The organism is Paenirhizobium selenitireducens ATCC BAA-1503 (genome assembly GCF_900492185.1).
In the GTDB taxonomy this organism is placed as follows: Bacteria; Pseudomonadota; Alphaproteobacteria; order Rhizobiales; family Rhizobiaceae; genus Allorhizobium; species Allorhizobium selenitireducens_A.
This window is the reverse complement of record NZ_UEYP01000001.1, coordinates 215397-228379: the sequence shown is the minus strand read 5'-3', so window position 1 is coordinate 228379 and position 12983 is coordinate 215397. Positions and strand designations below refer to the sequence as shown.

At 65.1% G+C, this 12983-nt stretch carries 9 protein-coding genes; 5 read left to right on the top strand and 4 right to left on the bottom strand.

The features are described from left to right. Window positions 1-49: 49 nt before the first annotated feature. Window positions 50-2572, top strand: a complete 2523-nt coding sequence (locus RHIZ70P_RS01030; protein ID WP_419178253.1) for a ligase-associated DNA damage response DEXH box helicase — start codon at window positions 50-52, stop codon at window positions 2570-2572. A gap of 300 nt (window positions 2573-2872) precedes the next feature. Next, entirely contained in the window at window positions 2873-3595 is a 723-nt protein-coding gene (pdeM, locus tag RHIZ70P_RS01025; RefSeq protein ID WP_115668523.1) for a ligase-associated DNA damage response endonuclease PdeM, read from the top strand. A gap of 2 nt (window positions 3596-3597) precedes the next feature. Here the strand turns inward: pdeM and RHIZ70P_RS01020 are convergent, their stop codons facing one another. Beyond that, complete coding sequence (locus RHIZ70P_RS01020) at window positions 3598-4161, bottom strand: dihydrofolate reductase family protein (protein WP_115668522.1); 564 nt, start codon at window positions 4159-4161, stop codon at window positions 3598-3600. Window positions 4162-4261: 100 nt separating this feature from the next. On the opposite strand from RHIZ70P_RS01020, the gene RHIZ70P_RS01015 reads away from it, so the two are divergent. Beyond that, entirely contained in the window at window positions 4262-4771 is a 510-nt protein-coding gene (locus RHIZ70P_RS01015) for a winged helix-turn-helix transcriptional regulator (protein ID WP_115668521.1), read from the top strand. On the opposite strand, the gene RHIZ70P_RS01010 is transcribed toward RHIZ70P_RS01015, so the two are convergent. The 3 genes from RHIZ70P_RS01010 to RHIZ70P_RS01000 form a co-directional block, all read right to left on the bottom strand. Then, complete coding sequence (locus RHIZ70P_RS01010) at window positions 4768-5571, bottom strand: TIGR02186 family protein (protein ID WP_115668520.1); 804 nt, start codon at window positions 5569-5571, stop codon at window positions 4768-4770. The two genes, RHIZ70P_RS01015 and RHIZ70P_RS01010, sit on opposite strands and share 4 nt — an antisense overlap. A gap of 2 nt (window positions 5572-5573) precedes the next feature. Continuing rightward, the gene (locus tag RHIZ70P_RS01005; RefSeq protein WP_115668519.1) at window positions 5574-6491 is read right to left on the bottom strand and encodes a sulfite exporter TauE/SafE family protein; all 918 of its coding nucleotides are present in this window, start codon (window positions 6489-6491) and stop codon (window positions 5574-5576) included. Between the two features lie 209 nt (window positions 6492-6700). Then, on the bottom strand, window positions 6701-10492 hold the full coding sequence (locus RHIZ70P_RS01000; protein ID WP_115668518.1) for an SEL1-like repeat protein: 3792 nt from the start codon (window positions 10490-10492) through the stop codon (window positions 6701-6703). Between the two features lie 57 nt (window positions 10493-10549). On the opposite strand from RHIZ70P_RS01000, the gene RHIZ70P_RS22890 reads away from it, so the two are divergent. Continuing rightward, window positions 10550-10726: a hypothetical protein gene (locus RHIZ70P_RS22890; protein ID WP_181903916.1), complete on the top strand. Its 177-nt coding sequence runs from the start codon at window positions 10550-10552 to the stop codon at window positions 10724-10726. 202 nt (window positions 10727-10928) lie between these two features. Next, window positions 10929-12722, top strand: a complete 1794-nt coding sequence (locus tag RHIZ70P_RS00995) for an acyl-CoA dehydrogenase C-terminal domain-containing protein (RefSeq protein WP_115668517.1) — start codon at window positions 10929-10931, stop codon at window positions 12720-12722. Window positions 12723-12983 lie beyond the last annotated feature (261 nt).

Here is a 12983-nt window from a genome sequence, read left to right as displayed (position 1 = left end):
TTTTCGCCGCCGCCCTTTTCTTCCCGCACCGCTTCACTACCTTCAGCACGTGCCGACATCTGATTCCATCAAGCCGGGGGAGGCTGCAATCCCGCTGCCCAAGCCCTTCCTCCGCTGGTTCGCGGACAAGGGGTGGCAGCCGCGTGCCCATCAGCTGGAACTGCTTGGGCGGGCGCGCGGCGGGGAAAGCCTGCTGTTGATCGCCCCCACTGGCGCCGGCAAGACGCTCGCCGGCTTCCTGCCGTCGCTGACCGAGCTTGCCGAGCGCCGCCGGCCAGTGCCGGGCACGCCGTTTACCGGCATCCACACGCTCTACATCTCGCCCTTGAAGGCGCTCGCCGTCGACATCGAGCGCAACCTGATGAAGCCCGTCACCGAGATGGGCCTGCCGATTTCGATCGAGAACCGCACCGGCGACACGCCGAGCGGAAAGCGCCAGCGCCAGAAGCTCAATCCCCCGGACATCCTGCTGACCACGCCGGAACAGCTCGCGCTTCTGATCTCCGCCAATGACGCCGAGCGCTTCTTCAAGGATCTGCGTTACGTCATCTTCGACGAGCTGCATTCGCTCGTCACCTCGAAGCGCGGTCATCTGCTGTCGCTCGGCCTGGCACGGCTGAGGAAGCTCGCGCCGTCTCTGAGCACCATCGGCCTTTCGGCCACCGTCGCTTCACCGCTCGACCTGCAGCGCTGGCTGGTTGCCCAGCTGCCGGAGGCCGAGCGCCATGCGGGGCTGATCACGGTTGACGGCGGCGCCAAGCCGAACATCACCATCCTGACGACCGAGGAGCGCATCCCGTGGTCGGGCCATTCCGCCCGCTATGCCATGCCGGAACTCTATGCGGTGCTGAAGGACTTCCAAACGACGCTGATCTTCGTCAACACCCGTTCCCAGGCGGAAATGCTGTTCCAGGAACTATGGACGATCAACGACGACAACCTACCGATCGCGCTGCACCACGGCTCGCTCGACGTCTCCCAGCGCCGAAAGGTCGAGGCCGCCATGGCCGACAACAAATTGCGGGCGGTGGTCGCCACCTCGACGCTCGATCTCGGCATCGACTGGGGCGATGTCGATCTCGTCGTCCATGTCGGCGCGCCGAAGGGTGCCTCGCGCCTTGCCCAGCGCATCGGCCGCGCCAACCACCGCATGGACGAGCCGAGCCGGGCGATCCTGGTTCCGGCCAATCGCTTCGAGGTCATGGAGTGCCAGGCCGCCCTCGACGCCAACTATCTCGGCGCCCAGGACACGCCGCCGGTCGGCGAGGGCTCGCTCGACGTGCTCGCCCAGCATGTACTCGGCATGGCCTGCGCCGCCCCCTTCCTCGCCGACGAACTCTATGCCGAAGTGGTGACCGCCTCGCCCTATGCAGCGCTGCCGCGCGAGACTTTCGACCGCATCGTCGATTTCGTCGCCACCGGCGGCTATGCGCTCAAGACCTACGAGCGCTATGCCCGCATCCGCCTCACCAAGGACGGCCGCTGGCGCGTCTCCAATCCGCAGGTCATCCAGCAGTATCGCCTGAACCTCGGCACCATCGTCGAGGCGCCGATGCTCAATGTGCGCCTCGTCAAGCGCAACCATCTGGGCTCGCTCGGCCGCGGCGGCATGATGCTCGGCAAGGTCGAGGAATATTTCTTCGAACAGCTGAGCCCCGGCGACACTTTCCTCTTTTCCGGCAAGGTGCTGCGCTTCGAGGCCCTGCGCGACAATGAATGCCTCGTCTCCAACGCCTTCTCGCTGGACCCCAAGATCCCGGCCTATAACGGCGGAAAGTTCCCGCTCTCGACCTATCTCGCCGAGCAGGTGCGCGCCATGCTGGACGATCCGGAGCGTCGCAGGGGCCTGCCGAATCAGGTGCGCGACTGGCTGGAGATCCAGCGCGAAAAATCGGTCCTGCCGAAGCGCGGCGAACTGCTGATCGAGACCTTTCCGCGTGGCAACCGCTTTTTCCTCGTCGCCTATCCCTTCGAGGGAAGGCTCGCCCACCAGACGCTCGGCATGCTCTTGACCCGCCGGCTGGAGCGCATCGGCGCCAAGCCCCTCGGCTTCGTCGCCACCGATTACTCGCTCGGCATCTGGGGGCTGGAAGACATGGGTACGATGATCGCTTCGGGGCGCCTGGCGCTCGCCGACCTGTTCGACGAGGACATGCTGGGCGACGACCTTGAGGCCTGGCTTGCCGAATCCTGGATGCTGAAGCGCACTTTCCGCACCTGTGCCGTGATTGCCGGCCTGATCGAGAAGCGCCATCCGGGCAAGGAAAAAAGCGGCCGCCAGGTCACAGTCTCGGCCGACCTCATCTACGACGTGCTGCGCAGCCACGAGCCCGACCACATCCTGATGCAGGCGACGCGACAGGATGCCGCCGCCGGTCTTCTGGATATTGCCCGGCTCGCCGATATGCTAAAGAGAATCAGGGGCCACATCACCCACAAGCGGCTGGAGCATATCTCGCCGCTGGCCGTGCCGGTGATGCTGGAGATCGGCCGCGAATCGGTCGCCGGAGAGGCCCACGAACACGTGCTGGCCGAAGCCGCCGACGACCTGATCGCCGAGGCCATGGGGTAAGGTTGATGCGGCTGCGTGTTGGTGGGAAACCCCTCCCCACCCCCTCCCCACAAGGGGGAGGGACTTAACCCGCGGCAATGCCTCGCTGTCCATCTGGCCTTGAAACGTCTTGGACGCGAAGTGAGCCGAGCGGGCGCCACGCGTTTTCTCCCCCCTTGTGGGGGGTGCGAAACGGTCCGCGAAGCGGAGCAATCGATCCTGTGAATCGATTGCAGTGACAAACGCCGGCAGGCCAGAGGGGTGCTAAATGCCCTCGCGCAGTGAAATATGGATTGCCGCCTCGGCGGCCGGGAACACGGAATGACCAGTTTGACAGCACGACGCCTTGCCGCCGACGAGACGCCACCCGCGGTGGAGATTGCGTTTCACGGCGTGAGCGCCGTCTGCGATCCGTCCGGCGCTCTCTACCTGCCCGATCTGTCCATGCTGGTCGTCTCGGACCTGCACCTGGAGAAAGGTGCCGCCTTCGCCCGCCGCGGCCAGCTTCTGCCGCCCTATGACACGCTCGCGACGCTGAAGATCCTCGAAGGAGTGATCGTCCGCCACGATCCGAAGATTGTCGTCAGCCTCGGCGACAATTTCCACGATCCGGTCGGCTCGGCGCTGATGCCCGAGGCCTATCGCCAGCGCATCGCGCTGATGGCGGCCGGCCGCGAATGGATCTGGATCAACGGCAACCACGATCCGGACGGCGCGTCCAACCTGCCCGGCATCTCGGTCGACGAACTCGCCTATGGCGGGCTGACCTTCCGCCACGAGCCGAGTCTGGCCGCGGCCAAGGGCGAGGTGGCCGGCCACCTCCACCCCTGCGCGACCGTGCGGCGCCGCGAAAAATCAGTGCGCCGGCCGTGCTTTGCCAGCGACGGCATCCGCCTGATGATGCCGGCCTTCGGCGTGCTCACCGGCGGCCTCGACCTCCGCCACAAGGCCTTCACCGGCCTCTTCGACCGCACCGCCCTCATCGCCCATCTGCTCGGCCGCGACCGGGTCTATTCGGTCCGCTTCGCCAACCTCATCGGTTGAGGTCAGCTGGCCGAAGGCGCAGGCGCATAGCGCAGGACCACACCGCCGGTTTTCAGCGGCCGGGTCTCGAGCAGGGTGAAGACGCGGGGCGTCTCGGCCGGCTTGAAATGCGGATTGCCGCCGCCGAGCACGACCGGCACGATGCAGAGCCGCATCTCGTCGACCAGGCCCGCCTTCAGCAGAGTGTCCGCCAATTCGGCGCTGCCGAAGACGAAGATATCCTTGCCCGGCTGCGCCTTCAACGCGGTGAGTTCGCCGACGATGTCGCGAACGACGCGGGTGTTGTTCCAGTCGGCATGCGTCAACGTCCGCGATACGACGATCTTGGCGATCGAGTTCATATATTCCTTGATCTCGAGTTCTTCGGTGGCGTCGACCCAGTGCGCCGCCATGCCCTCGTAGGTTTTACGGCCAAAGACAAGCAGGTCGGCCTGTCGGCAGATCTCCAGCGAATAGGCTCTCAGCTCCTCGCCCCAGGCAAGCTGGTGATAGGTAAGGTCCCAGGGGGATTTTCCCTCGAAATAGCCGTCGAGGGTCATCAGGTTCCAGACGATCAGTTTGCGCATGGTGTCCTCCCGTGCAAATGTTCAAAACTGCTTTCAATATGCAAGCGGTTGTCTTTTAACTCAACTGATGGCAGATCGCAACTGGTCGACAGGAGATGCCATGTCCGAATCCCACCGTTCCGGATGCCCGATCAATCTGACGCTCGAAATTCTCGGCGATCGCTGGAGCCTGATCGTCATCCGTGACGTCATGTTCGGCAACCGCCGCCATTTCCGCGAGCTTTTGCAGAATTCCGAGGAGGGGATCGCCTCCAACATTCTTGCCGACCGCCTGAAGAAGCTGGTCGACAAGGGACTGCTCAGCCGTGCCGACGATCCCAGCCACAAGCAGAAGGGCATCTACAGCCTCACGGAAATGTCGATCGATCTCGTGCCGCTGTTTGCCGAGATGGGCGCCTGGGGCCGGAAATATCTGGACGTGTCGGAGGACCTGGCGATCCGCGCCGAACTTTTGGAAAAGGGCGGGCGAGACCTCTGGCGGGATTTCATGGCCGAGCTCCGGGCGCTTCATCTCGGCACGTCCATGCCCGCTGACACGCCTTCGGCGCTGGCCCGGCTGACGGCGGCCTATCTCGACGTCAAGGCGAGGATGGAAAAGGCTGTCTCTTAGTCCCGCCGGAACATGAGGCTCGCGCCCCAGCCGGTGATCAGTGCCAGGAGCACCGACAGCAGGCCATAGGTCAGCGGGTTCTCGTGCGCCGCCCGCGAGATCGAGTCTTCGAGGCCGGTCTTGATCACCCTGAGGTGCAGTTCCCGCTCGGCGATGAACTCGCCCGTCTTGAACAGGTAGGCATGGACGATGTGGACGCCGTCGGGAATGCTGGCGGGCAGTCTCAGCGTCGCCTTGAACAGGCTGGAGCTGACGAAGCGGACGCCCGCGTCTTCCCCCTGATACAGGCCGCCGGTTTGCTTGATGCGGCGGAAGGCCTCGCGAAAATCCTTGAGATTGGCCGAGCTGCTGAGATAGCCGGTCGGCGTCAGCGCCATGTAGTCGATGCCGATGCCCAGATCGGTCAGGGTCTGCGGCTTGGTGATCTCCGACAGGGCCCGTGTGCTTGCCAGCGAATAGGAGGTCGGCATGTGCTCGAAGGTCATCGAGGTCCGGTTGACCCAGATGCCGAACACCCGGTCCTTGCGGCGTACCGTGGTATCGTCGCGCGGCCCCTCCAGCGTCACGATCACATCATACTGGCCGATGGCGAGCAGCAGCGTGTCGCTATTGGTGACGGAACCGAAGATCGTGAGATCGGCGCCGCGAAAATCCGAGGTGATGGCGATCTCGCTGGTGGAGGTACCGATGTCGAGGCCCTCCTTGCCGGTCATGTCGGTGGCGAGCGGCACCTGCGCGGCCGCCACGCCGCCATAAAGCAGCAGGGCCAGCGTCTTAAGCGCGAAAAGGAGCCGGCGCATCGTCAGCCTCCGATCGCGATCGAGTAGAGGTCGTCCGGCGTCAGCACCAGTTCGACGGCAAGCCTGAGGCCGACCGCCAGGACCAGCAGGCCGAGCAGCGCGCGCAACTGCTCCCCGCGCAGCTTCTGGCCGACCCGAACCCCGTATTGCGCCCCGATCACCCCGGCGACCATCAGGATGAAGGCCAGCACGATGTCGACGGAATAATTGGTCGCTGCCTGCACCACGGTGGTGTAGGCGGTGGTGAAGATGATCTGGAACAGCGAGGTCCCGACCACGACATTGGTCGGGATGCGCAGCAGATAGATCATCGCCGGCACCATGATGAAGCCGCCGCCGACGCCCATGACCGAGGTGAGGATGCCGATGGCGAAGCCCAGCGCGAGGATCGGCAGGACGCTGAGGTAGATCTTCGACTTCTTGAACCGCATCTTGAACGGCAGGCGATGCACCCAGTTGTGCTGGCCCGGCCGTTTCAGGCTGACCGGCTCGTTCCGCGCCGCGCGCCGCATGGCGTTCAGGCTCTCCATCAGCATCAGCGCGCCGACCGCTCCGAGGAAGACCACGTAGAGCAGCGAGATGACGAGGTCGAGCTGGCCCTGCCGGCGGAGCCAGGAGAAGATGAAGACGCCGAGCGAGGCCCCCACCAGACCACCGAACAGCAGCACCACCCCGAGCTTGATGTCGAGCGTGCCGCGGCGGAAATGGGTGATCGCGCCGGAGACCGACGAGGCGACCACCTGGTTGGCGCCGGTCGCGACCGCGACCACCGGAGGGATATTGTAGAAGATCAGGAGCGGCGTGATGAGAAACCCGCCGCCGACGCCGAACATGCCGGACAGAAATCCGACGGCCGCACCCATCCCGAGAATGATGAAGATGTTGACCGAAAGTTCTGCGATCGGCAGGTAGATCGTCACGCTTAGACCTCAAATGCGCCGACCCGCGGGAGCGGGTTCAAGAGGGGGCAAGTCGGGGATGCCGCCTGTGTTCGGCAGAAAGCGAAACAGGCTCAAGTCCTTGATCGGACTTGACCTATGTCAGTTCTTTCTTGCGCCCGCAGGCAGGGCGAGTCAATTCGTATGCCTGCCATACGCCGGCTTTTTTCCATTTTTATGACGCGTCACGCTTATTTGTTGCGCGCCAGAAGTTCGTTCACCAGCTTGTCGCTCACCTGGCCGGTCGGTTCCTGGCCGATCGAGGTCTGGAAGGCCTTGATGGCGGAGACGGTCTTGGCTCCCATCACGCCGTCCGGCGTGCCGGCTTCGAAACCGTTCTTGTTGAGGATCGCCTGAATGTTGCGGATCGCCTTCTTCATGTCGACGCTGGCGGTCTTCAGGCCCTTGCCGACCCATTCGTCCGGCACATTGGCCGAATTGGCATTGACGTCGAGCGGCTTGGCCTTCCACAGGTCGACCGTTGCGCGCGCCCGCTCCAGTTGGTCCGGCTTCATCGCATTGGCCACTTCGTCGCGCTTCTGCGCGGCGTCCTTGTCCCCCTCCTTGGCCACCAGCGCGAACCACTTGTAGGAGGCTTCGAGGTCCTGCGGCACGCCGTTGCCGCGGGCATAGAGGATCGCCAGGTTGAACTGGCTGTCGGAAACGCCGAGCTCGGCGGCCTTGCCGAACCATTCGGCCGCCTTGGCATAGTCCTGCGCCCCGTCGCTGCCGGACGCGTGGAGAACGGCCAGATTGTGCATGGCGCTCGCATTGCCGGCGGCGGCCGCCTGCTCGTAGAGCGACTTCGCCGCGGCGATGTCGCGCGGCACGCCCGTGCCCTTCTCGTAGAGGTTGGCAAGCCGGTACTGGGCGGGGGCGAAACCCCGGTCGGCCGAAAGCTTATACCATTTGGCCGCCTCGGCCAAATCGCCGGGGACGCCACGACCGTCGGTGTAGCGCGCGCCGATTTCAAACAGCGCCAGAGGATCGCCCTGCTTGGCGGCAAGCGAGAGGGATGGCGGCGTGATTTCCGCTGGAACGGTGATCTCGGCGGCCTGGGTCTGCGCCTGGGTCGGGGGCTGTTCCGCAGCGGGCTGGGCGGCAACCGTCGTGTCCACAGTTGCAACGGCGGGGGCGGCGCCCGGTGCTGCGGCAAACCCATCGACCTGAGCCTCGCCTTGGCCGGCGGGCATCAGCGGATCGGGATTGCTCTCGCCGAGTGGCGTGCCTTCGACCAGCGCTGCACCGGCCTGGGACGTCGCCTCGGGCGTGCTCGACGGTTCGCCGATATCCGGCTCCGCAGCGGTTTCGAACGCCTCGGCCGATGCAGGTCCGGCGGCGGCCTCAGGGAGCGTCTGCGCATCGTCGGCCAACGGCGCAAGGCTGCTTTCCTCTGCCGTCGGAGCCTCGATCGCGGCCGGCGGCGCCTCGCCGCGCGTCAGCGTGTTGATGAGCGGCATCGCCATGGCGGCGAGCAGGATCGCACCGACGGCCAGCATGATCGGCCGGCGGTAGCGCGCCAGGCTCGAGAGCTTTTCACCCGCGTTGGCCGGAGCGGCGGTGATGCTCCTCGGCGTGCTTTCCATCTCCATGGCCGCAGCCTGCGCGGCGCGGCGCGCGGCGGCGATATAGTCGGCGCGGTCCGCATCGGCCTCGGGGCTCCCCTTGGCGCCCTGATTGGCCTGGCTGGCCCGGACGCGTTCCAGGATCTTGCGCACGTCGGGCGCGCCGGAACCCGGCTCCAGCAGTTCGTTCGCCTCTTCCGGCGGCAGCACCTCGATCGGGTCGATCGACGGGGCCTGATCGATGTGGCGGCGTCCGGATGCGGTTGCCTCCTCCTTCTTCTGTCCCGGCAGCAGGCGCTTGCCGAGACCGGCGAGCAGGCCGGGTTTCTCGGCCTTCCTTTCGCCGCGCGGACCATGGGAGATCGGTGTTTCGCTAATCAGCAGCGTATCGACTTGCTCACGATCGAGCGCATGGCCGTTGACCGCCTGCGGTGCGGCGGCGGATGGCGCCATCGCGGCAGCGGGCGGGATGGCGGCAGCTTCGGCCGGGTGCGCAGCCGCGGGAGAAGCCGCCGATGGCGCGGCTGCGGGTGCGGGGTGCTCGGGGCCTTCGCCCATCTGGTCGAGCCTGGTGGCGATCTGCACCAGCGTGTCGTGCAGGGCCTCGAAGGTCCGGTGGGTTCGCTCCTCGGAATTGCGGCTGTAGTCCTGCAGTTCGCGCAGGTGCTCCGACAAGGCGGAGAGCGCCGCGACATCGGTCGTGCCGCCGCGCTCCGCCGGCATCTGGCGGGCATAGCTTTCCATCACGGTTTCGGCGGCCTGGCGCGCCGCCTCGATGATGTATTCGTCGCTGGTCGCCATATAGTCTTCGAGCGCCGAGATCCGGCCGGCGAAGGGGCTAGCCGTATCCGACCCGGCGGCGGGGCTGCTGATCAGGGCCGAAAGATGGGCGATCTGCTCTTCAAGGCCGCGCAGGCCGGCATTGTCGCCAGCCGGTGAAGCGCTGGTCTCCTCCAGCCGGTCGACCACGGCATTGAGACGCTCCTCGAAATGGCGAAGCACGCTGTCGTCGATCCGTGCCGGGGTCGGTTCCGCAACGTCGATCTCCTCGATGCGACGCGCAAGTATGTCGAGACGGTCAGCCAGCCGGTCGTTGATCGCCCCGTGGTCGAGGGCGTCGATCTTGCGCGAGATATCGGCCAGATAGCCCGTCAGTTCAGGCTGCGGCATCGGCGTCTGTGCCCGCTCCAGAAGCTGCGACAGGTGGTCGAGACGCTCCTCGAGCCGGTTGGCGGCCTGTTCCGCGGTCAGTTCCTCGATGCGCGTGGCAAGCGTTTCGATCCGGTTGGCGAGTTCGCCTGCGACATCCGTCTCCGGCTGCGGGTTATGAGCGAGGATCTCGATCTGCCGAGCGAGACCGGCGATCCGGTCCTCGATGCGCTGGAAGGTGGAATGGTCGGGATTGGCGTTGGCGCCGCGCGTGCCTGCGGCAATCGCCCTGGTGATCTCGTCGAGGCGCATGTCGATGCCGGCGAACTGCTCCTGCATCATCCGCTCGCTCGGATCGATATGGGCGCCGATATGTTCGAGTGCCGCGGCGAGCGTGACGAGTTTGTCCTCGAGTGCATGGATGGCGCGATTGTCGCCCATCTTGCCCAGATGTGCCTTGATATCGTCCAGCCGCTCGGCCAGGCGCACGAGTTCGTCGCGCAACGCTGCGGGATCGATGTCCTCCAGGCGCTCCTCGATCTGCTCCCAGCGGCTTTCCATGTGGCGCACGGAATCCTCGCGCGCCAGCCCGTCCATCAGCGAGCGCAGGTCCTCGAATTCGGCGCGCAGGCCGTCAGCGCCAGGCGCCTTGACCTGGCCCAGATGATGAATGCTCTCGGCCAGGCGGGCGATGTCCTCGCGCATGTCGGCCGATGGACGCTGCTCTTCGGCGATCGCCCGGATACCGCGCATTTCGTTGCGCAGGCCGCTGATCTCGCGCGCCAGCCCCTCGGAAATATCCTGCTTCAGCTCCTGGCGGAGCCCGAGCAGGGCCTGGGTGATTTCGCGGGTGATGGCGTCCGCCGGATAGGCGGCCGGTGCCTGGGCGGCAACGGCACGGGGTTGCGTCATGGCCGCAGCCGGGTCGATGCGATCGCTCATGCGCTCGCCACGGGCGGACCCGGCGAGGCGATCGGTGGAGCGATCGCCAGGGCGAAAGCGGCTTTCCTCAAGCATGCGCTGGCGCTTGCGGATCTCGGCCAGCGGATCGGGTCGATGGTCTTGCTCGGATCGCGAAAGCCGGTCCTCGACCCGTTCGCGCACTCCCTCGCGCACACCTTCACGGCGTGGCTCTTCCGCCGGGCGCGGGCGCGCCGTCGTTCCCATCAGGCCTTCGATGCGTGCTTCCAGCCCTTCGATCGTGCGGTTCAACGCATCGAGCGATGACGCGCCGCCTTGGCGGGAAGGAGTAGATCGCGATCCGTTCATGGTCTTGCTCGCTTCGGTTCAGGTCGTCCCGCACATGGGCCCTGCGGAGTGTCAGACGTGGCGATGATCGCTTCCTTCCAGCATGTCCCGGAAGGGCTGCGTGGCATCGACGTCGACCGGTTGTCCGGGTGGCGGCGCGACGCAGTGCGGATCATCACCTTTCACCCGCAACAATTCACGAAACGTGGTAAACAACCCGTTAACCGGCCTGAAAAAACTTTTAACGATTGCTGACTATCTTCGTCGCGAGGAGCCGTCGGGCACGCGACCTGGGAGCCGTCGGGCAGCCGGCGGGGGAGCGGTCGGTCGATCGGAGCGGACACCAAAAAATCGACGTGACGGCAAATATTGACGTTTACGCAAACGTCAATATTTTATATATAGCCTGAAGCCACCCGGACTCGGTCCGGTATCCAGTCTCGGAGGAAGATGATTCATGCCCGTCTACAAGGCCCCGGTAAACGACACCCTATTCATTCTGAACGACGTGCTCGGTCTCGAACGCTACCACAACCTGCCCGGTTTCGAGGATGCGACGCCCGACATGATCGAGGCCATTGTCGGCGAGGCTGCGAAGCTGGCCGAGGGACAACTCTTCCCGCTCAATCTCTCAGGCGACCAGGAGGGCTGCAAGCGCCACGACGACGGAAGCGTGACGGTGCCGAAGGGCTTCAAGGAAGCCTATGACGCCTATTGTCAGGGCGGCTGGATCGGTCTCGCCGTGCCGCAGGAATATGGTGGCCAGGGCCTGCCCTATACGCTGCACGCCGCCGTCGGCGAATACATGTCGTCCGCCAACATGGCGTTGATGATGTATCCGGGCCTGACGCAAGGCGCGATCGCCGCCATCCTCGTGCACGGTTCGGAGGCGCAGAAGCAGACCTACCTGCCGAAGATGGTCGAGGGCACCTGGTCCGGCACCATGAATCTCACCGAACCGCATTGCGGCACCGACCTTGGCCTGCTGCGCACCAAGGCCGTTCCGCAGGGCGACGGCTCCTACAAGATTTCCGGCCAGAAGATCTTCATCTCCGCCGGCGAACACGGCATGACCGACAACATCATCCATCTGGTGATCGCCCGCATCGAGGGCGCCCCGGAAGGCACCAAGGGCATCTCGCTCTTCATCGTGCCGAAGTTCATGGTCAATGAAGATGGTTCGGTCGGCGCGCGCAATTCCGTTACCTGCGGCGCGATCGAGCACAAGATGGGCATCCACGGCAACTCGACCTGCGTGATGAACTATGACGAGGCGACCGGCTATCTGCTCGGCGCCGAGAACAAGGGCCTTGCCGCCATGTTCGTCATGATGAACGAGGCCCGCCTCGGCGTCGGCCTCCAGGGCCTGTCGATCGCCGAAGTCGCCTACCAGAACGCCGTCAACTATGCGCGCGAGCGCATCCAGGGCCGCTCCCTGTCGGGCGTCAAGGCGCCGGACAAGAAGGCCGACCCGATCATCGTCCATCCGGACATCCGCCGCGCGCTTCTGACCATCAAGTCCTTCACCGAAGCCGGCCGCGCCTTCACGCTTTGGACGGCGCTGAAGTCCGACATCGCCCACCGTTCGGGCGACGCCGCCGAGAAGCAGACGGCCGACGACCTGCTCGGCCTCGCCACCCCGATCCTCAAGGGCGTCCTGACCGACAAGGGCTTCGACCATGCCGTCATGGCCCAGCAGGTCTTCGGCGGCCACGGCTATATCGAAGAACACGGCATGAGTCAGTATGTCCGCGATGCCCGCATCGCGATGATCTACGAGGGTGCCAACGGCATCCAGGCGCTCGACCTCGTCGGCCGCAAGCTCGGCGCCAATGGCGGCCGCGCCGTCATGGCCATGTTCAAGGAAATCGGCGATTTCTGCGAAGAGAACCGCAATGACGAGAACCTCGCCTTCTTCACCAAGTCGCTGAAGAAGGGCTTGAACGACCTGCAGGCCTCGACCATGTGGTTCATGCAGAACGCCATGGCCAAGCCCGACAATGCCGGCGCCGGCTCGACCGACTACATGCACCTCTTCGGCCTCGTCACCCTCGGCTACATGTGGGCGAAAATGGCCAAGGCCGCCAACGAAAACCTGGCCGCCGGAACCGGCGATGCCGACTATTTCAAGAACAAGCTTCTGACCGGCCGCTTCTTCATGGAGAAGATCATGCCGGAAACCGCGCTGCGCAAGATCCGCATCGAAGCCGGCGCCGACAGCGTCATGGAAATGGCGGCGGAAGCGTTCTGATCCTCCCCTTCTCCCCACCGGGGAGAAGGTGGCTCAACAGGGCCGGATGAGGGGGCCGCATGGTATGCCCCTCACCCTAGCCCTCTCCCCGTGAACGGGGAGAGGGGACGTGCCACGAGAGCCGTCGAGAGAAAAATCGACGTTGCGACACGTGGCCTTCTCCCCGCTTGCGGGGAGAAGGTGCCGGCAGGCGGATGAGGGGCTGTCGCAAGATGGCCGCAGAAAATTCAAAGGCGCCCGCGCGCCCCAAGGGAGAAAATC